17 protein-coding genes, 1 other RNA gene and 1 pseudogene are annotated in these 19,496 nt (G+C 71.2%); 9 read left to right on the forward strand and 10 right to left on the reverse strand.

The window, feature by feature from the left end:
• Positions 1-287 precede the first annotated feature (287 nt).
• The 3 genes and pseudogenes from AC1HC7_RS00350 to AC1HC7_RS00360 form a co-directional block, all read left to right on the forward strand.
• Positions 288-1,541 (forward strand): hypothetical protein, encoded by a 1,254-nt coding sequence (locus AC1HC7_RS00350; protein WP_479498538.1) that lies wholly within the window; start codon positions 288-290, stop codon positions 1,539-1,541.
• On the forward strand, positions 1,538-4,540 hold the full coding sequence (locus AC1HC7_RS00355) for an O-antigen ligase family protein (protein ID WP_479498539.1): 3,003 nt from the start codon (positions 1,538-1,540) through the stop codon (positions 4,538-4,540). The genes AC1HC7_RS00350 and AC1HC7_RS00355 overlap by 4 nt, the downstream gene beginning before the upstream one ends.
• A pseudogene (locus tag AC1HC7_RS00360) lies at positions 4,537-5,325 on the forward strand (sulfatase-like hydrolase/transferase); the annotation flags it as partial. The gene AC1HC7_RS00355 and the pseudogene AC1HC7_RS00360, both read left to right, overlap by 4 nt.
• Positions 5,326-5,568: 243 nt before the next feature.
• On the opposite strand, the gene rnpB reads toward AC1HC7_RS00360, so the two are convergent.
• Positions 5,569-5,982, reverse strand: an RNA gene (rnpB, locus tag AC1HC7_RS00365) — RNase P RNA component class A.
• A gap of 85 nt (positions 5,983-6,067) precedes the next feature.
• Positions 6,068-6,790: an N-acetylmuramoyl-L-alanine amidase gene (locus tag AC1HC7_RS00370; protein WP_479498544.1), complete on the reverse strand. Its 723-nt coding sequence runs from the start codon at positions 6,788-6,790 to the stop codon at positions 6,068-6,070.
• 192 nt (positions 6,791-6,982) lie between these two features.
• Between AC1HC7_RS00370 and AC1HC7_RS00375 the strand changes: the two genes are divergently transcribed.
• Positions 6,983-7,627, forward strand: coding sequence for a hypothetical protein (locus tag AC1HC7_RS00375; RefSeq protein WP_479495276.1), 645 nt, complete (start codon positions 6,983-6,985; stop codon positions 7,625-7,627).
• A gap of 120 nt (positions 7,628-7,747) precedes the next feature.
• Here the strand turns inward: AC1HC7_RS00375 and AC1HC7_RS00380 are convergent, their stop codons facing one another.
• A complete protein-coding gene (locus tag AC1HC7_RS00380; RefSeq protein ID WP_479495275.1) occupies positions 7,748-8,761 on the reverse strand; it encodes a pseudouridine synthase in 1,014 nt (337 codons plus the stop codon).
• Between the two features lie 102 nt (positions 8,762-8,863).
• Here AC1HC7_RS00380 and AC1HC7_RS00385 point away from each other — a divergent pair, with 102 nt between their 5' ends.
• The 3 genes from AC1HC7_RS00385 to AC1HC7_RS00395 all read left to right on the forward strand — a co-directional run bounded on the left by AC1HC7_RS00385 (position 8,864) and on the right by AC1HC7_RS00395 (position 10,807).
• A complete protein-coding gene (locus AC1HC7_RS00385) occupies positions 8,864-9,508 on the forward strand; it encodes a GNAT family N-acetyltransferase (protein ID WP_479498540.1) in 645 nt (214 codons plus the stop codon).
• On the forward strand, positions 9,505-9,963 hold the full coding sequence (locus AC1HC7_RS00390) for a nucleoside deaminase (RefSeq protein WP_479495273.1): 459 nt from the start codon (positions 9,505-9,507) through the stop codon (positions 9,961-9,963). The genes AC1HC7_RS00385 and AC1HC7_RS00390 overlap by 4 nt, the downstream gene beginning before the upstream one ends.
• Positions 9,964-10,123: 160 nt before the next feature.
• A complete protein-coding gene (locus AC1HC7_RS00395; RefSeq protein WP_479495272.1) occupies positions 10,124-10,807 on the forward strand; it encodes a hypothetical protein in 684 nt (227 codons plus the stop codon).
• Between the two features lie 60 nt (positions 10,808-10,867).
• On the opposite strand, the gene AC1HC7_RS00400 is transcribed toward AC1HC7_RS00395, so the two are convergent.
• The gene (locus AC1HC7_RS00400; RefSeq protein ID WP_479498541.1) at positions 10,868-11,551 is read right to left on the reverse strand and encodes a metal-dependent hydrolase; all 684 of its coding nucleotides are present in this window, start codon (positions 11,549-11,551) and stop codon (positions 10,868-10,870) included.
• Between the two features lie 177 nt (positions 11,552-11,728).
• Between AC1HC7_RS00400 and gatC the strand changes: the two genes are divergently transcribed.
• Positions 11,729-12,016 (forward strand): Asp-tRNA(Asn)/Glu-tRNA(Gln) amidotransferase subunit GatC, encoded by a 288-nt coding sequence (gene gatC, locus AC1HC7_RS00405; RefSeq protein WP_479495270.1) that lies wholly within the window; start codon positions 11,729-11,731, stop codon positions 12,014-12,016.
• A gap of 397 nt (positions 12,017-12,413) precedes the next feature.
• A complete protein-coding gene (gene gatA, locus AC1HC7_RS00410) occupies positions 12,414-13,925 on the forward strand; it encodes an Asp-tRNA(Asn)/Glu-tRNA(Gln) amidotransferase subunit GatA (protein ID WP_479495269.1) in 1,512 nt (503 codons plus the stop codon).
• 27 nt (positions 13,926-13,952) lie between these two features.
• Here gatA and AC1HC7_RS00415 read toward each other — a convergent pair whose 3' ends face one another.
• From AC1HC7_RS00415 to cobJ, 6 genes are all read right to left on the reverse strand, one after another.
• Positions 13,953-14,318 carry an MmcQ/YjbR family DNA-binding protein gene (locus AC1HC7_RS00415; protein WP_479495268.1) on the reverse strand — a complete coding sequence of 122 codons (366 nt, stop codon included), beginning with the start codon at positions 14,316-14,318 and terminating at the stop codon, positions 13,953-13,955.
• A 25-nt stretch (positions 14,319-14,343) separates the two neighbouring features.
• On the reverse strand, positions 14,344-15,777 hold the full coding sequence (locus AC1HC7_RS00420; protein WP_479498542.1) for a mechanosensitive ion channel family protein: 1,434 nt from the start codon (positions 15,775-15,777) through the stop codon (positions 14,344-14,346).
• A 47-nt stretch (positions 15,778-15,824) separates the two neighbouring features.
• On the reverse strand, positions 15,825-16,733 hold the full coding sequence (locus AC1HC7_RS00425; RefSeq protein ID WP_479495266.1) for a hypothetical protein: 909 nt from the start codon (positions 16,731-16,733) through the stop codon (positions 15,825-15,827).
• Positions 16,734-16,829: 96 nt separating this feature from the next.
• Positions 16,830-17,594, reverse strand: a complete 765-nt coding sequence (cobM, locus tag AC1HC7_RS00430) for a precorrin-4 C(11)-methyltransferase (RefSeq protein ID WP_479495265.1) — start codon at positions 17,592-17,594, stop codon at positions 16,830-16,832.
• Between the two features lie 4 nt (positions 17,595-17,598).
• Positions 17,599-17,949: a c-type cytochrome gene (locus AC1HC7_RS00435; protein WP_479495264.1), complete on the reverse strand. Its 351-nt coding sequence runs from the start codon at positions 17,947-17,949 to the stop codon at positions 17,599-17,601.
• Positions 17,950-17,957: 8 nt separating this feature from the next.
• On the reverse strand, positions 17,958-19,496 hold a 1,539-nt coding region (gene cobJ, locus AC1HC7_RS00440; RefSeq protein ID WP_479498543.1), incomplete at its 5' end, for a precorrin-3B C(17)-methyltransferase.

A 19,496-nucleotide genomic window follows, 5' to 3' on the forward strand; every position in this document is an offset into this window, starting at 1 on the left:
TGGCCGGGCTGGGCTGCCTTGGGTGGGGGCACTTTGTGCTCTCGTTCTTGGGCGCGCCGGAGGTTTGGAAGGAGCGAAGTTGTCTTGAGCGATTGACGACGGCGTGTCTCTTGGGGCTCGTCCTTGTGCCGACGGTTTTGTACTTGGGCGTGCTGATCGCGGGGCCGCTGCCGGTTTGGGCTGGTGATGGGATCTTAGGGTTGGGAGTCCTGGCGGGGCTCTTGCGTCTGCGTGCGCTTGGGCCGGTGGGGCCTCGTTCGGAGCGGGCGCGGGGGCTGACGCTCGTGATGCTGGTTGCGCTGGTGGCGCTTGGGCTGCTGGCGTTTGTGGCGTCGAGCGCGGCGCCGGTACACCTGTTCGATCCCGTGTTTCACTTCGCGTACAAGGGCAAGGTCCTGTGGCACGAGGGGCTGGCCTCGGGCGCGTTCACGGACCTCGACGGCAGCGTCGGGCGCGTGATGACGCACCCAAGCTACCCGCCGCTTGTACCTTCGCTCGAGGTGCTGGGCAGCTTTCCGCTTGGGGACTTCTCGGCATCGGCGGCGCGCGTGCTCTGGGCTCTGTTTGCGATTGCGCCGGCGGTGTGGATCGCGGCGGCGCTTGAGGATCGCGCTCTCTGTGTGCGTTTGGCGGGCGCGCTGCTCTGGCTTAGCTTGCCGATGATCTACTACTATCGGCTACCGCATGCGGCGCCGATGAAGGCGGTCGTTGGGCTTCTAGTTGGGCCTGATGGCGCGGCGGGAATCCTGGGCGGCGAGGGCTGGCGTGGGACGGATGGGGCGAGCCTGGACGCGGGCGGTGACCTGGTGGTGGCGGCGTTTTTGTGCGGCGCGGTGGTGTACCTCGGGCGCGCGCGGCGTGCGGCGAGCGATGCGTGGATCGCGGGCATCTTCCTGGCGGGCGCGATCCTCGCAAAGAACGAGGGGCTGGCTTTGAGCGCGGTCTTGGTGGTGGCCTTGGGGATTGGGCTTGGTGCGCGGCGGCTCTTGCAGATGCCGGTGGGACGCGGACTTGGGACGGTGCGCGCTATGGACGCGGCGTTGGTTGTCAGCGCTCCGTGGCTGGTGTATCGCGGGCGCATCCCCGCGATCGACGAGTCGTATCCAGCGCTGATGCAACCCGCGCATGTCTTGAAGTCGATGACCGCTGATCGGTTCTTCGAGGGGCAGGCCGAGCCGGCTCTTGTGACCGTGCTGCGCGAGTACTTTTTGACCTTCACCGACGTCTTGCACTGGAACCTGATCTGGCCGCTGTTTGTCGTTGCGCTCTTCAGTGCGCTGGCGCGGCCGCGGCGTGCGCTCGAGCGTGGCGCGCTTCTACCTCTACTTGTGGTCGCGGGCGGCTTGGCCGCGTTCTTTTTGATCTTGGTCGTGACGCCATGGCACCTCGGGCGCTTGTTCACGACAGGCATCCCTGACCGCCTGTTCTTGCAGGTGGCGCCGCTTGCGGCATGGGGTGTGGTCGCTTGGGTGTTTGCTCCTTCTAGCGGTGAAGACCTTGGCGCCGAGCGGGAAGAAGCTGGCAACGAGGTCGAAGCATGAGCCAGAGGCTTGTTCAGGTCGTGCTTCTCTTGGCGGCCATCCTTGCGTTGTATTTTGGGTACCAGACGCTGGTCGCTTGGACGTTTGATGGGCTGGCGCTTGGCGCGCGGTCGATGACGGACACGTGGCCCGCGCTCGCGCTCGGCACGTTGGTGTTCGCGCTTGGGTTGTGTTTGCTGCCTGGGCAGAGCGTGGCTGAGCGCTTCGAGTCGTTTGCGCTAGCCGCGATTGCGTGGAGCATGGGGCTTGCGGTCCTGGCTGGCCTGCCCGACTTCGCGAGCGCTGCCGCGCTGGGTGGCGGGCCGATCTTGCGGCCGTTCTACCTAGTCTTGATGCTGGGCTGTGCGTGGTTTGCTTTTGGCGGACCGCTTCCGAAACGGCGGCTGTTTGCATTCGGTACTAGCGAGCGCGCGCTGCTTCTGTTCACGTTCCTGGGCACCGCGAATGGGAAGCTGTTTGCGCGCGAGGCGAACCCAGGGTTTGCGCTCTTGAGCTTGAGCGCCATCGTGGCGATCGCGTTGATGGCGCGAGGCCGTGGGCCGCGCGAGATTTTCGCCGTGGCGTCGGCGCGCCTCGGGCGTTTCACGCTGGGCATTTTTGCTGCTCTGCCGATCTGGTGGTTCGTGGCGGCGGCGAATGCGTCGAGCCGCGAGCCCGCGTTGCAGCTTGCGTGGCGGCTTGCCATGGCGGCGCTTGTCGCGCTTGTGGCCGTCGGCAGCTTCGGGCTGTTGGATCGAAGCGGACAGAGCGAAGAGCGCGCGCGCCATACTGCGCGGCGGGTCTTTGGCGCGCTGGTCTTGGGCTTGGGGGTCGTCTTGATCGGGGCCTTCTTGGGCGTTGTGGAGGCGGCAGCGTTTGAGCCCCTGGAGCGTGTCCTTGGCTCGCGCTTGCGTGTCCTCGGCCTGCACCCCAACTTGGGAGCCGCGCTGTTTGCCGCCGGGCTGCCGCTGAGTTTCGGTTGGATCTTTTCGGGTGCGTCGCCGTTCAAGACGCTGTCCAAAGAGCGGCGCCTGACGGGCAGCTTCTTGTTCGCGGGCGCGGTGCTTGTGCTATTCCTGTCGGGCTCGCGCGCGAGCAGCTTGGGCGCGGTGATCGGCCTGATCGCTTTCGGCGCTCTGTTCGGGTCGGCCTTGGCCACGAAGATTGGGCCACGGACTTGGATCGGTGGTGGCGTTCTGGTCGCCGTGTGCTTCGCGCTGTTCTTGTCGCCTCTGGGCGCCGGCCTGCGCGCCGCTCTGGATGCCAAAGCGCTGACTCAATCCGCTCTTGGACAGCGCTGGCATATCTGGCGCATGGCCGGCGCTGCGGTTGGGGATCACCCATGGACCGGCCTTGGGCCTTTGGGTTTCAACGGCCACGCGCAGTACGCGCTGAGCTCGTACTTTGACGGCACGCCGCAGACGCTGCACACGCACAACATCTTCGTGGCGGCGGCCGAGGGCGCGGGCTGGATCGGGCTCGTTCTGTTTGGCCTGTTCACGGGCGCGTTGCTCGAGGCGTTGCGGCGCGCGATCGTCTCGTCGCCGCGTGGCCATCGCGATCGCGCGCAGAGCGCGGCCGTTTTCGCCGCCGTGCTGGCCCTGTTGGCGTGCAACCAACTGGACCTCGGACAGAGCCAAGTCACGTTCATACCGCTTCTCTTTTGGAGCGCGATCACGATGACGGGCCTGCAGAGCCCGAAGACGTTCGACGTGAAGACTGCGCGCAGCTCGTGGCTGGTTCCGGCTGGGCTCTTGCTGTTGTTGTGGCCGGCGTCGGGGGCCACGTTGATCGGGCTGGGCCGCCGCATCGATTCGCAAGTGCTGGCCGCAGGCGGCCAGCCGATGAAGGCGGCGCGTGTTCTTGAGTCGCTGCGCGCCCCGTGGTTCTTCGCGGACGACATCGAAGTCACGCGCCGGCTGGCTGCGATCGCGCGTAAGTCGGGCGACTCGGCGCGCGAGCTGGCCATCTTTGACGAGGTCGCCCAAGAGCGCCCCGACTCGCAGCTTGCCGTCAGTCGCTACGCGGAAGCGCTGTTGAATGCGGGGGACTTCGAGCGCGGACTCGCGGCGTCACAGCGCGCACTCGCTCTGGATCCGTTCGGGCCGAGCGCGGCGAAACAGCGCCGGCAGATGGCGTGGGCACTGATGGGCCTCGGACAGCCCAAGAAGGGCGTCGACCTTCTTGTGGAAGCCTTGTTGGGTGGCGCCGGTTTGCCCGCTCGACTCGCTCGGCAGCTTGATGAACTCACAGGCGGCATGGACCTCATCGGGCGGCTTGATGCGGTCGGCGAAGACGTGATCGCTTCGGCGCATGAGGACGAGGTGGGCGCGCGGAGGAAGCTGGCGGGCCTCGTGAACGCATTCGAAACCCTTGGCGCGCAAGACCACGCCGTGCCGATTCTTCGCGGCGTGATCGCTGCTTCGGATGCCCCTGTGCGGGCCACCTACTACCAGCTGATCGGGCTCTTGATCGCGCTCGACCGCGAGCCCGAGGCGCTCGACGTTTTGGCGACTTCACCCTTTGGCAACGACGTCAACATGCGCGAGATCTTTGCGGGCCTGAGCCCAGCTGGCGACACGCTTGGCTCCGCTACAGACGGTGAGGTCTTGGACGTCTTTTTCACCGCTGGCCGGCTGAAGCAGAGCTACTTTGACAGTGCGCTCGACCTCGCCTTTCGGGGGGAGATCGACCTGGCTCAACACGAACTCGAACGGGCGCTGTACAACGCAAGTGACGGCTCGGAGCGCGTCTCTTTGATTGTGACTTTCATCCAAAGCGCAGGCGGTGGCGCTGCCAGCAGACAGTGGCAAATGCGGCAATACTTCGAGCGGGCATCGGTTCTGAAGAAGCACGCGCTTGACATCAGGACCATGGCGAATGTGCTCGGGATCGCCGCGACGAATCAGGCCGAGGCGGCCGAGCTCGAGAGCCACTTGGGGACCGCCGCTGACTCGATGGGGCCCATCGCCGCGACGTTCCGTGTTGCCCTTGGCCAAGTCAAAGAGGGACTCCGATGAGACCGCTTAGCGTGATCCGCTTGGGCCTTGTCGCCCTGGCTCTGGCATGGCCTTCGGCGTGCAGCAAGAGTGCGCCGGAGAGCCAGACCAACCTACTGTTTGTCGTCTTCGACACGACGCGACCCGACCACCTCTCGGCCTACGGCTACGACAAGCCCACGACCCCGCGCCTCGAGGCCCTCGCCGTGCGCGGTACTCGCTTCGACCGCGTGCGCAGCGCGTCGACATTGACACCCGTGTCGGCGGCCAGCTTCTTCACCGGCCAGCTGCCGCCGAAGACCGGCGTGCGCAGCCTCTTTTTGTTCTCGAAGAACGGCCTCGCTCCCGACGTCACCCCGCTCGCCGAGCTGTTGGCGCAGTCGGGCCGCAGCACCGCCGCCTTCGTCAGCGCGCCGCCGATGGGGCATCGGTACGGGTTCGATCGCGGCTTCGATGTGTTCGACGACGACGTGAAGGAGCACGCCGAGTCGCTGCGCGCTCAGAAGATCGGCAACGCCTACCAGCGCCGCGCGGACGCGACGACCGACCGCGCCCTCGGGTGGCTCGATGCAAACCACGACGAGCCCTTCGGACTCGTCGTGCACTACTTCGATGCCCACGATCCAAGCTTGGTGCCCCCGCGCGCGTTCCTCGAGAGCCGTGTCTCCTTCGACTTGCCCGAAGACCTCGACGAACGCGGTCACCTGGCTCTCCTGTTCGACGGCGCCGAGCCGGGCCGAGGCGGCCCGCGCGCAGCGGATCTGATCGAGCTCTACGATGCCGAGATCGAGTACATGGACACCCAGCTCGGCCGCCTCCTCGACACCCTCGCCACCCGCGGCGACCTCGATAACACCCTGGTCGTGGGGGGGGCCGGCCCCCCCGCGCGCGGCCGGGGGCCCCCCGGCGGGCGCCCCCCGCGGGGGGGGGGCGCGCCCGGCCGCTGCCCGGCTCGGGTCACGGTCAGGGGGCGCCTTCAAAGGGGGCGGGCAAAAGGCGGGCAAAAGGCGGACCGGGGCGCGTCATGGCGCGGGGCCCGCAGAAAAGACTGGTGCGGACGGCCTGTAAGCCGGGTTCTGTCCGGGGCCTCGCGGCCCGTGGACGGTCATTCATCTGGACGCCCGGTCGCCCGGGCGTTCTCGCGGTCCACCACGGAGAGACGGGCGATGACGGCCCGCGGCCTTGATCCCTGAGGATCGCGGCCCTCTCTCCCAACTTGACCTTGCTCCCGGCGGGGCTTGCCGTGCCGCTGACGTCGCCGCCAGCGCGGTGGGCTCTTGCCCCACCGTTTCACCCTTGCCGCCCTCGGGGCGCGAACCCCGGCGGCGGCGGTCTGTTTTCTGTGGCGCTTTCCCTCGGGTTTCCCCGGCCGGATGTTATCCGGCGCCGTGTCATCGTGGAGCCCGGACTTTCCTCGCCGCCCCCGGGCAAGCCGGGCGCGCCGCGACCGTCCAGCCATCCGCACCTGCGGCGATGTAGTCGCTCGCCCCCCGGTTTGGCAAGCCCCCGCGCCGCAGGTTCCGGAGCGGCATCAACATATCGGGCCAGTCAGCCGGGCGGCGCGGCCAGCGCCGGATGGCGCGCGGCCAGATCGCGCAGCCGCGCCGCCAGCCGCGGCGTCAGCGGGCCGCCGACATCCTGGGGCGCGAAACGCATCTGCAGCGCGCGCAGCAGATCGGCGTCGCCTGCGCCCCCGCCGCCCCCCATCGCGCCCGCGCCGCCGCCCCGCCGATAGCCAAGCCGCCGCGCATCCGCCAGCGCCGCGGTCAGATCAGGGGGCAGATCAGGGGCCGTGCCGCCGTCTTCGCCGTCTTCGCCGTCTTCGCCCTCGGCATCGGACCAGATCGCCAGCCCCCGCAGCGCCAGGCGTCGCCAGTCGAATTTCTCGCCCGGATCGGTCTTGCGCCCCGGGGCCACATCCGAATGGCCCAGCACCCGTTCCGGCGGCACCCCCCAGCGCAGGCGGATCCGGTGCAGCAGCGCCTCCAGCGCCGCCATCTGCGGCTCGGGATAGGGCGGCCAGCCCACGTCGCGCCCCGGATGCGCCAGTTCGATGCCGATGGAATGGGAATTCACGTCCTCGACGCCCCCCCAGGCGGCGACCCCCGCATGCCAGGCGCGCCGCGCCTCGGACACCAGCCGCGTCACCCCGCCCGCGGCGTCGATCAGGTAATGCGCCGACACCTCCGCCGCCGGATCGCACAGCCGCGCCAGCGCCGCCTCGGGGCTTGCCATCGCGGTGTAATGCAGCACGACCATGTCGGGCGCCATCACCCCCCGGCGCGGCCCGTGATTGGGCGAGGCGCGCTCGCGGATCGCCAGATCGCCGGGTTTCGGGGCGCCTCCCCGCGCCGCCCGCTCAGCCCGCCGCTTGCGATCGCCCGATCCCGTCATCATACTGCCCCGCCGCACCAAGCCCGCACCAAGCCCGCAACCGGCGCAGCACAGCACGAGGCGCGCGCCATGTCCAATGAACAGCCCCCCGACCCGACGCCGCGCCAGAACCGCGTCGCCCCCGACGGGGCCCTGCACGCAACCCACGCGCGCGGGACCATGATGGGCAATCGCGGCGGGCGCATGCATGACCCGGCGCGCCGCCTCGCGCCTCGCTTCCAGCGCCGCCCATGGGTGACGCGCGCCTGGATCTGCTGCCGGCTTGAATTTCGCGACCGCCGCCGCCCGGTGATGGGCGACAGCTACACGGAACTGTTCTTTCTAGACGAGGCCGTGGCCCTCGCGGCCGGCCACCGCCCCTGCTACGAATGCCGCCGCGCCGACGCCAGGGCCTACGCCGCCGCCTTCGCCGAGGGCCATCGGCTGTCCGCCCCGCCCCGCGCCGGCGAGATCGACGCCATCGCCCACCCCCAGCGCATCGCCGCGCCCGAGACCGCCGACCCCCGCGCCCTGCCCGACGGCGCCATGTTCCGCGACGCGCAGGGTGAATTCCTGAAGCTCGGCGACGCCGCCCTGCGCTGGAGCTGGACCGGCTACGCCCCCCCGGCGCCGCTGCCCCGGAACGCCGTCGCCGCGCTCACCCCCGCCGCCGCCCGCCGGGCGCTGTCAGCGGGGTTCAGCCCGCGCCTGCACCCCACCGCCCAACGCCGCTGATCCTTTCTCGGGCATCCGGCTCGGCCATTGGCATGGCGGCCTGTCGCCCAAACGCCCAGCCCGGGCGTGCAGCCCAAACGCCCAGCCCAAACGCCCAGCCCGGACGAGCAGCCCAAACGCTTACCGCCGCCGCGATCCGCCCGGCCCCTTGCGCGGCGCCGCGCCCGCGCCGCCGCGGCCCGTCCCGGCGCCGCCCGCACGGTTGGGCGAGCGCCCCACCGGCCCGGCGCCGCGCCTTGGCGACCCCGCCCCCGGCCCCGCCGCGCCGCGCGTCGCGCCGCCCTGCGGCTTGCCGCCTGGTCCGGCCCCCGATTTGCCGTCGATTTTGACCCCGGGCCTGCCGCCCCGCGCCCCGCCCCCGGCCCTTTCGGTCCTGGCCCGCGCCGGCCCGGCATCCGGCGAGGTCTGGATGCCGAGTTGATCGCGCAGCACCTTGGCGCGGATCTCCTCCACCGCGCCGGGCTCCATCTCGCCAAGCGTGAAGGGCCCGTAGGAAATGCGGATCAGCCGGCTCACATCCAGCCCCACCGCCATCAGCGCCCGGCGGATCTCGCGGTTGCGACCCTCGCGCAGCCCGATGGTCAGCCAGGCGTTGGCGCCCTGCTGGCGGTCGATGCTCACCTCCATGGACTGGAAGCGCTCGCCGTCGATCACCAGCCCGCGCACCAGCGGCGCCAGCGTCGCATCGGTCGGGCGGCCATGCACCCGCACCCGATACTTGCGCAGCCAGCCCGTCGACGGCAATTCCAGCCGCCGCTTCAGCGCCCCGTCATTGGTCAGCAGCAGCAGCCCCTCGGAATTCAGGTCCAGCCGCCCCACCGACACCACGCGCGGCAGATGCGGCGGCAGGCGCTCGAACACCGTCGGGCGGCCCTTTTCGTCGCGCTCCGAGGTCACCAGCCCCAGCGGCTTGTAGTAGCGCCACATGCGCGGCGGCTCCGGCGCGGCCAGCGGCTTGCCGTCGACCTCCACCTTGTCGCCCGGGCCCACGTTCAGCGCCGGCGAATCGATGCGCTTGCCGTTGACCCGGACCCGCCCGGCCTCGATCATGCGCTCCGCCTCGCGACGCGAGGCCACGCCGGCGCGCGCCAGCCGCCGCGCGATGCGCTCCATATCCGGTTCTTCCTTGCTCATGCCCCTCCATACGCCGCGCCCGCGCCCAATGCCAACCCGCATATGGGGCGCGCCCGGTCGCGCGGGCTTGCCATTCGCGCCGCGAACCCGATGATGCGCGCCATGATCCCGATCGCGCCCCCGTCCACGCCAAACCCCGACCGCCCGCGCGGCGTGATCCGCACCGCGCGGCTGACCGGGCGCGCCGTCGCCCCCGGTGACCTGGCGCTGCTGCAGGACCTGTTCCGCGATCCCGGCGTCGGCGACGGCACGTCAGCCGCGGGCGGGCCCTGGCCGGAACCCCGCATCTGCGCCAGCGCCGCCGCCTTCGCCGCCCACTGGCCGGCCCATGATTTCGGCCTGCGCCTGTGGTTCGAAGGCCCCGAATGCGGCGACGCCGCGACCTTCGCCGGCATCGCCGGGCTGCACCTGCGGGTGGTGGACGGGCGCGGCGCGGTCGAGGCCAGCTACGCCTTTCTCCCCGCCCGCCGCGGCCGCGGCCTCGCCTTCGAGGCGATGACCGCCGCCTTGGCCGAGGCCCGCGACATCAGCCGCGAGGCGCTGGCCGTGTCCTTCGCCGAAAACGCCCGCTCCACCCGGCTGCTGGCCCGCCTGGGATTTGTGCGCATCGGCGCCAACGAGGCCGGGGGCCGCACCCGCCTGTTGTTCCGCCGCCGCATTGCCGCGCACGCCGCCTCCGACGGACAGGGCGCGCCGGATGACGGCCCCGCCCCCCAAGCGCGAACGCCGCCCGGGCGCGCGTCATGACCTCGCCCTTTCGCAGCCACATGGACGCGGCGCTGGCCGAGGCCCGCGCCGCCGGCGCCCGCGACGAAACCCCGGTGGGCGCGGCGATCGTCGACCCCGCGACCGACCGCGTGCTGGCCCGCGCCGGCAACCGCACCCGCGAATTGCGCGACCCCACCGCGCATGCGGAGATCCTCGCCATCCGCGCCGCCTGCGCGCGCGCGGGGTCCGAACGCCTGCCCGGGCTCGACCTCTACGTGACCCTCGAACCCTGCCCGATTTGCGCCGCCGCCATCGCCGCGGCGCGCATCGCGAGGGTCTATTACGGCGCCCCCGATCCCAAATCCGGCGGCGTCGAGCAGGGCCCGCGGATCTTCGACCACCCCCAGGCCCACCACCGTCCGGAAATCTACGGCGGCATCGCCGAGACCGAATCGGCGGCGCTTCTAAAAGCCTTCTTCGCCGCCAAACGCTGATCCCCGCGCCCCGCGAGGCCGAAATCCGGCCGGCGGCGCTCCCCCGCGTGGCGAATTCACGGTAATTTCATTGCATTGCGGTCTTGTTGAATCGTGGCGCGCCTGAAAATTCCGATTTTCGGACGCGCGGCATGGGGGTGATGAAATCATGGGGGTGAAGATGCAAACGTATGCGAAATGCCTTGCGCGCGCGGCCGGCGCCGCGCTGCTGGCCGGCCAGGCGACGGCGAGCCCGTTGGCGCCGTCGAGCTACGACATGCTGAACGGCGAGACCGGCAGCTATCAATACTGGGACGAAACCTATACCGGGGCCGGGAACGTCACTTCGTCGCTCGCCCCCCTGACCGGCGGGCTCGGCGACCTGACCGACGGCGTCATCGCCACGGACAACTGGTTCATCGTCGAACAGCCGCCGGGCAACGGCCCCTATGTGGGCTGGAACTCCATCGACCCGGTGATCAGCTTCCTGTTCGCCCAGGCCGTCACCGTTGACAGCGTCACGCTGTATTTCGACGACGCCAACGGCATCGGCGGGGTCAGGCCGCCGGCAAGCGCCGCCTTCGGGCTGTCGGGCGGGCTCGGCGCCGCCGAATCGATCCCCGACGCCGCCAGCGGCGATCCCAATTCCTACACCATCGACGTGGGCGGGCTGACCGGCTCGGCCTTTGACCTGCAGGTCTTCAGCCGTCAGACGCCCGGCAACAGCTGGCTGTTTCTCAGCGAGATCACCTTCGACGGCGTTCTGGGTCAGGGCGGCGGCCCCGCCGTGGTCCCGATCCCGGCGACGCTGCCGCTGCTGGCCGCCGCGCTCGGCGTCTTCGGCCTGATCCGCCGCCGCGCCTGAGCACCGCCGAATCCGGCGCGCCGCCCCCCGCAATCGGCGGGCGGCCCCGATTCGGCCATGTCAGAAATCCGTCGGCGCCATCACCTCCAGCTCGCGCACATCCACGCCCGGCAGCATCGCCGCCAGGGCCGAGGCGTCCTGCGCCAGCAGCGGAAACGTCTTGTAGTGGCAGGGGATCACGGTCTTGAAATCGAAGAAGGTCTTCGCCGCATAGCCCGCCCGCTTCATGTCCATGGTGAAATGCCCGCCGCAGCACAGGATGCCGATATCCGGCGCGTGCAGCGCCTGAAACACCCCCATGTCGGCCATCACGTCGGTGTCGCCTGAAAAATAGATCACCCGGCCCTCGCCGGCGATCATGAACCCCGCCTCGGTCCCGGCATAGCCGAGCCCCGGCGCCGAAGACGAATGCGTCGCCGACACCATGGTCACCGCCACGTCGCCCAGCGCCACCGTGCCGCCCTTGTTGAAGCCGATGGTCTCGACGCCCTCGGTCTCGCGCACATGCTCCATCAGGTCGTAGATCCCCACCACCGGCGCGCCGGTCGCCTTCGAAATCTCCGCCGCGCCGCCGCTGTGATCGCCATGGCCATGGCTGACCAGCACATGGGTGGCGCCCCCGATCGCCGCGTCGAACCGCGCCTCGTCGAACATCGGGTTGCCCCGCAGCCAGGGATCGACGAGCAGGACCTGATCGCCGATCTCGATGCGAAACCCCGAATGGCCCAGCCAGGTGATTTTCATTGCGCGTCTCCCCTTTTTCGATCGCTTGCGCCGCCCATGCTAGGCCCGGTCCGCCGCCAGATCGACCCCCTCGCGCGCGCCCGGCGACTTGCGCGATCGCCGGCGCGCGGCTAGAACGGCGCCGGACGCGTCAACCGACACGACAACCGACCGGGACCGGAACAAGGACACCGCCAGATGGCCATCGACAGGGACACCGCAAGCCGCGTCGCCCATCTCGCCCGCATCCGGGTCGAGGCGGCCGACCTCGCGCCGCTGGCCAGGGAACTCTCGGGCATCCTCGATTTCATGGAACAGCTCAACGAGGTGGATGTGGAGGGCGTCGAGCCCATGACCTCCGTCACCCCCATGGCGCTGAAGCGCCGCAAGGACGTGGTGACCGAAGGCGATATCCGCGAACAGATCCTCGCCAACGCCCCGGCCTCCCGCGAGGGGTTCTTCGCGGTCCCCAAAGTCGTCGAATAGTCGTTCTCGACACCCGCCGGCGGCGCCGTTGAAAACCCGGGCGCCGCGTCCACGCCGCCCGCCAGGTCGAGATCCAGGCAACCAGCCGCAACGCCGCGCGCCCACCCCTCGACGCCCGACCCGCCTGCGGCGGGACGCGCGCCATGGGGGCCCAGGCCCGCCCCCGCCCCCGCCACCGCCCGATGCTGGCGCATCGTCCGGCGCGCGGGGCGGAACGCCGGCCCCACGCGCCAGTCAGCAAGAGGAATGCGCGGCGCAGCCGCGCTCCGCATGGACGCGAAGGCCGCCGCCGGGCGCGCAATCCCTTGCCCCTCCCGCGCCGCCCGGCTAAACCCTCGGCCAACCGCACCACCTCGTCCCGCCCGGGTCCGGGCCGCGCCGCCGGAGGCCATTTCCCATGCCCACCCCCTCGCCCGAGCTCAGCCGTCTCACCATCGCCGAGGCCCGCGACCGCCTGCGCGCCCGCGACCTCACCAGCCGCGAGATCACCGACTCCTGCCTCGCCGCCATCGACGCCGCCGACGCCCTGAACGCGGTCACCGAGAAAACCCCCGAACGCGCCCGCGCCATGGCCGACGCCGCCGACGCGCGGCTGGCGCAGGGCGACGCGTCCGCCCCGCCGCCGTCGCTCTGCGGCATCCCGCTGGGCGTCAAGGACCTGTTCTGCACCAAGGGCGTTCGCTCCCAGGCCGGCTCCAACATCCTCGCGGATTTCCGCCCGCCCTATGAAAGCGCCGTCACCGCGAATCTGTGGGCGAACGGCGCGGTGATGCTCGGCAAGCTGAACATGGACGAATTCGCCATGGGCTCGTCCAACGAGACCTCCTGCTACGGCCCGGCGATCAGCCCCTGGCGCTCCAGCGGCTCCAACAAGCCCCTGACCCCGGGCGGATCGTCGGGCGGATCGGCCTCGGCGGTGTCCGCGGATCTGTGCCTCGGGGCCACCGGCACCGACACCGGCGGCTCGATCCGCCAGCCCGCCGCCTTCACCGGCATCGTCGGGGTGAAGCCCACCTACGGGCGCTGCTCGCGCTGGGGCATCGTCGCCTTCGCATCGTCGCTGGACCAGGCCGGGCCCATGGCCAAGACCGTGCGCGACGCCGCCATCATGCTGCAGGCCATGGCCGGGCACGACCCCAGGGACAGCACCAGCGCCGACCGCGCCCTGCCGGATTTCGAAGCCGCCCTGAGCGGCGACGTCCGCGGCCGCAAGATCGGCATCCCCAGGGAATACCGCCTCGACGGCATCCCGCCGGAGATCGACGCGCTCTGGGATCGCGGCGCCGAGATGCTGCGCGACGCGGGCGCCGAGATCGTCGAGGTCTCGCTGCCCCATACCCGATACGCCCTGCCCGCCTATTACGTGATCGCCCCGGCCGAGGCCTCGTCCAACCTCGCCCGCTACGACGGCGTGCGCTACGGGCGGCGCGCCGATCTCAGCGCCGACGACGCCATCACCGATCTCTATGAAAAGACCCGCGCCGAGGGCTTCGGCCACGAGGTCCAGCGCCGGGTGATGATCGGCGCCTATGTGCTGAGCGCCGGCTATTACGACGCCTATTACCTGCGCGCCCAGAAAGTCCGCACCCTGATCAAGCGCGACTTCGAAAACGTGTTCGCCAGCGGCGTCGACGCGATCCTGACCCCGGCGACCCCCTCGGCGGCCTTCGGGATCGGCGACATGGCCGACGCGGACCCGATCCGGATGTATCTCAACGACGTGTTCACCGTCACGGTGAACCTCGCCGGCCTGCCCGGGGTCTCGGTGCCCGCCGGGCTCGACGCCGGCGGGCTGCCGCTGGGCCTGCAGATCATCGGCAAGCCCTGGGGCGAGGCGGAGATGCTGAACGCGGCCTTCGCGCTGGAGCGCGCCGCCGGCTTCGCGGAAAAACCCGCGCGCTGGTGGTGAGGCGCCCCGCCCGCGCCTGACGCCGCCCTACAGCCCCAGTTGGGCGCGCGCCGCGCGGGTCAGCTTGCCCGCGACGATGGCGTGGGCGGCGTCGATATGGGCGCGGGTCTCGGCCTCGCTCATGGCGCCGGGGTCGCGCAGCTGCACCCATCTGGCGCGCGCAAGGTAGGGGGCGGGGACGATGCCGGGCAGCTGGGTCAGCACCTCGTAGGCGAGATCGCTGCACTTGAAGCTGACGCAATCGCCGCCGACGCCGCGCGCGCCGCCGCCCCAGGCCGCGCAGATGGCGAAGATCTTGCCCCCCACCTTCCAGACCGAGGCCCCGCCCCACTGCACCACATGCGCGGTCGCGGGCAGCGCCGCGCAATGGGCGTCGAAATCCTCGCGGGTCATGCGCGCGCCGCCGCGATTGTTTGCCTCACCGCGCGTCTTCGTCGCCCTCCGCGCCGCCCTCCGCGCCGCCCTCGGGGCCCTGGTCCGCACCCTCGTCGTTCACCGCCTCCGCGCCCTGCCCGGGGACGCTGACCGCCGCCCCCGCCGCCAGCGCGGCTTGGGGCGCGGGCGTCGCGTGGTGCAGATGCACGTCGCGCTGCGGGAACGGAATCGACACGCCGCCGGCGTCGAAGCGTTCCTTCACCGCGCGCGTCAGATCCCAGTAGACCGACCAGTAATCCTCGCTCCGCACCCAGGGGCGGCAGATGAAATTCACCGAATTGTCGGCCAGTTCGTGCACCCGGATGTTGGGCTCGGGATCGGCCAGCACCAGCGGATGCGCGGCCACCGCCTCGGCCATGATGCGCTGGGCGTCCTCGATGCTGTCGCCATAGCCGATGCCGAACACCAGATCCACGCGTCTGGTGGCCGAACTGGTGACGTTGGTGATCACATTGCCCCAGACGCTGGAATTGGGGATGACGATCACCTGATTGTCCGGCGTGGTCACCTTGGTCGACACGATGGACACGCTTTTCACCGTGCCCGAGACCCCGCCCACATCCACGTAATCGCCCACGTCGAAGGGCCGGTTGATCATGATCATCAGCCCCGCCGCCAGGTTGCCCAGGGTTTCCTGCATGGCGAAGGCCATGATGAAGGAGGCCCCGCCGACCAGCGCGAACAGCGGCGTGACGTCCACCCCCAGCGCCGACAGCACCACCATCAGCCCCGTGGCGATGGTCAGCCAGTAGACGACCATCACCAGAAACGCCTGCAGCAGCATGGACAGGTTGGGCACCCGCCCCAGCGCCTTGCGCGCGAAGCGCCGCACCAGACGCGCCAGCAAGAACAGGCCGAACAGCGCCGCGACGATGACGGCCGCGTCAAGCAGCAGCTTCAGCCCGCCGTTGCGGTCCGCCAGCCAGTCGAGCGCGCGGCGCGACAGGGTTTCGGCGTCGGCGGTGCGCGCCTCCTCCAGCAGGATCGAATCGCGATACAGCCGATATTCCTCGACCGCCGCCTCGTCGCCGCCCTTCCTGGCCCAGGCGTCGATCACCACCGAATACTTGGCGAACAGCGCAGCGCGCTCGACGGTGGCCTTGGCCAGCCGCTTGCGCGCCGCCTGTTCCTCGGCCCCGCGCGATTCGGTCTTGGAGGACAGGATGCGCACCTCGTCCTCCACCACCTGCTCGGTCTTCTTCTTGACGATGGCGCGCCAGATCGCGGCGGCGCGGGCCAGTTCGTCGCGGGTCAGCGGGTTGATCCGCAGCATCAGCTCCTCGACCGAAACATCGGGCGAAACCACATTCTCCGGCAGCCGCGGCGGCGGCGCGTCGGGCGCGTCCTGCGCCCAGGCAAGCGGCGCGCCAAGCAGCAGCAGGACGAGCCCGACGAGGCGGCAAAATCGAACAACCATGGGTGGGCTCCGGAATGGGCGCGCGGGTCGGCGCGGCGGGACTTGCGTCATTGGCAAACCAGGGCCTCGACCCCGTCGCGGCCCTCGATCGCCGCGGCGGCGTCGGGCAGCGGCGACGGGCACCATTGGGCGAAATCGCGCAGATAGGGCAGCCGCCCGGTGGCCTCGCGGATCTTCGGCAGCGCCGCCTCGGCGGCCGCGCGCGTGGGAAACAGCGCCGCGGCGCGGATCCAGCCATCCTTGCGCAGCAGCAGCGGCGCCCCGAGCCCGATCCCGACCAGCCGCCGCCCCTCGTCGGCGGCGCTGGCCGCGTCGCGATCGGCGCCGGCCACCACCAGCCAGCCCTCGCGCCCGGCGGTCGCCGAGGGCGCCAGCACCCGCTGGGTCTGCTGCATGGTCTCGTCGATTCCGGCGATCAGCCGCGAATTGCTGGCGCGCAGGTCCGCATAGGCGTCGGGGGGCTTCACCACGGCGGCGGGCACCTCCACGTAAGCCTGCGGCGCGTCATCGCGCGCGCCCTGGCCGACGAGCCCCCCCAGCGCCACCCCGCCCGGGGTCCCGCCGCCGGCCGACGACGGCGGCAACGCCGGCGCCGGTCGCGCCTGGACATCGGCCAGCGCCACGCGCAACTGCTTGTTCTCGCTCACCAGCCGCGCCTGCGCCTGCAGCAGCTGCGCCAGCGCCGCGTCGGTCTCGCTGACCGCCGCGACGGTCTTGTCCAGATCCCGGCTCACCACGCACAGTTCGCGCTTGTAGCCGACGCCGAACAGATCGAACCCCTCCATCACCGCCAGCACCCGGCCCAGCACGCCCTCCCGGCGCTGGTCGCCCTCGCGCGGCTTGCAGATCTGGTCGCGCGGCGCGAACAGCACCGCGACGAACACCAGCAGAATCGCGGTCTTGATCGCCAGGTTGAACGCGGTCTCCAGGACCGATAGCCCGTCTTTCAATGTCATCGCCCAACCCCGGCGCGATCACCGCGCCATCAATGCCGCGCCAAGCCTATCACGACCGCCGCTGGCGGCCAATCCGCCAAACCGCCGAATCGCGGCTCAGCCCCGCGCCTCGGGCCGCAGCACATGCGGGAAGGCGCCGTCGTAAAGCGCGCTGTCGCGAAACTGCGCCGCCCCCAGCGCCGGGCCCAGCAGGATCAGCGCCGTGCGCGTGATCTTCGCGGCGCGCGCCTGCTTGCGGATGTCGCCCAGCGTGCCCTCGATCAGCATCTGGTCCGGCCAGCCCACCCGGTAGGCCACCACCGCCGGGCAGTCGGCGCCGTAAAGCGGGATCAGCTTGCGTTCCAGTTCGCGCAGGTTGCGAATCGACAGGTGGATGGCCAGCGTGGCGCCGCTGCGCCCCAGGATTTCCAGATCCTCGCCCTCGGGCATCGACGATGATTTCATCGCCGTGCGGGTGAGGATCACCGTCTGCGCCACCTCCGGCACCGTCAGCTCCCGCCCCAGCGCGGCGGCGGCGGCGGCGAAGGCGGGCACGCCGGGGATGATCTCGAAATCCATGCCAAGCGCGCGAAGTCGGCGGATCTGCTCGGCGATGGCGCCGTATAGTGACGGATCCCCGGAATGCACCCGCGCCACGTCCTCGCCGCGATCCCGCGCCGCGGCGATCTCGGCGATGATCTCGTCGAGCGTCATCGACGCGGTGTCGCGCACCAGCGCCCCCCGAGGCGCGGCGGCGACGATGGCCTCGGGCACCAGCGACCCGGCGTAAAGGCAGACCGGGCAGGCCTTGATCAGCCGCAGCGCCTTCACGGTGATCAGATCGGGGTCGCCGGGGCCGGCGCCGATGAACCAGACTTTCATGACGTCATTCGATCCCGTTTTGGTGTTGCAGGCCGCGCACATGGGCGATGATCAGGGCAAGGTCCGCGTCGTCGATCCCGGGCATCGCCGCCATGGGCCCGAGCTTCCAGCGCAGCCGGTCGCTGCCGCGCCCGACCGCCCGCCGGAACGCCGCGTCGTCGAGCGGACCGGGCGCATCGGTCCGACGGGTCAGCGGCGGCCCCTCTGCCGCGCCGCCGGCGTCAGCGCCATGGCAGCCGGCGCAATTGGCCGCGAACAGCGCCCTGCCGGCGCCCGCGTCATCGGATTTCCACGGCTGGAAATACAGGATGGCGAAGGACGCCGCGCCCGCCAGCAGCAGGATCGGGGTGCTCATGGGCCGCTTCACGACGCGGCGCGCCCCGCGCCAGCGCGCCCCGCGTCGATCCGCTTGGCGTAGCCGCGCGGCGTGTACATGCGCGGCCCCTCGCCCAGCCGCGCCAGCCGCGATTGCGAGGATCCCACCAGCACCACCGTCAGCATGTCCACCTCGTCGACCCGCAATGCGTCGAGCCGCCGGTAGACCAGCCTTTCCTCCGCCCGCCCCAGCGAGCTTGCCAGCAGCACCGGCGTGTCCGCCGGGCGATGCGCCAGCAGCATGTCGCGCGCGACGGCCAGCAGATCCCGCCGCCGCCGCGACACCGGGTTGTAGAAGGCGATGACGAAATCCCCCTCCGCCGCCGCCTTCAGCCGTTGCAGGATGGTGGCGCGCGGGGTCAGCAGGTCGCTGAGCGAGATGGCGCAGAAATCATGCCCCAGCGGGGCCCCGGCGCGCGCCGCCGCCGCCTGCAGCGCCGACACCCCGGGGGCCGAGATCACCTCCACGCGGCGCGCCGCGTCCGACACCCCGCCCTGGCCTTCGGGCCGGTCCAGCAATTCGAACACCAGCGCCCCCATGGCGTAGATCCCCGCATCGCCCGAGCAGATCAGCGCCACGTCGCGCCCGGCCGCCGCGCGCTCCAACGCATGGCGGCAGCGCGCCTCCTCGCCGCCCAGCGGAAAATCGGCGCGCGGCTTTCCCGCGGCGAGCGGCCCGAGCAGATCGATATAGAGCCCGTAGCCCACCAGTTCATCCGCCTCGGCGATCAGCCGCGAGGCCTCGGGCGTGCGCCACGCCGCCTGCCCCGGGCCGATGCCCACGAGACTGACCTTTCCGCGCCCGCGCCCCGCATCCGGGGCCCAATGGCGGATCGGGATCCGCCCTACGCGGTCCTGACCATCCGCGCCGGCCTTCGCCGCGGCGATCCGGGCAACGGCGCAGGTGGCGCCCGCGGTCTTGCGTTTCTCCACGATCAGGTCGGATTCCGGCCCCGCGGCGGCCAGCGCCGCGCCCTCGGCGACGCCGTGACAGCCGACCTCGGCGAACACCACCTCCGACGGGTTGGCCAAGCGCGACGCCTGGGTTTCAAGCGTCGCCGCGTCGAACAGGCGCAGCGGCGCCCCCAGCGCCCGGGCGGTTTCGATCATCGCCGGTTCATCTGCCTTCAGATCCAGCGAGGCGACGCAGGCCACCGCCTGGCGCGCCAGCCCCGCCGCCGCCAGCGTCTCGTCCACCAGCGCGCGCATCTCCGCGGCCGCGCAGCCGCGCGCGCAGCCAAGCCCGAGCACCAGGTCGACGCGGTGGTAGCGCAGCGGCCCGGCGCCGCCCGCCCCAAGCGTGGCGCTGGCCGGGGGGCGCGCGCTCGCCGGGGCCGCTTGCGGGCCCGCTCCGGCGCAGCCGGAGGCAGGCGGCTCGCCCGCCTGCGCGAGCGCATCGCTCAGCCACGGCGCGGCGCCCGGCAGCACCGGCGCCGCGCCGGCCCGCAAATACGCGGTGCCCGCCGGCGCGGGGTCGGGGGTGTCCCGCGCCCCCCCCCCGGGCGGGGCGTCCACCGCCACCCCCCC

Source organism: Oceanicella sp., assembly GCF_056449545.1.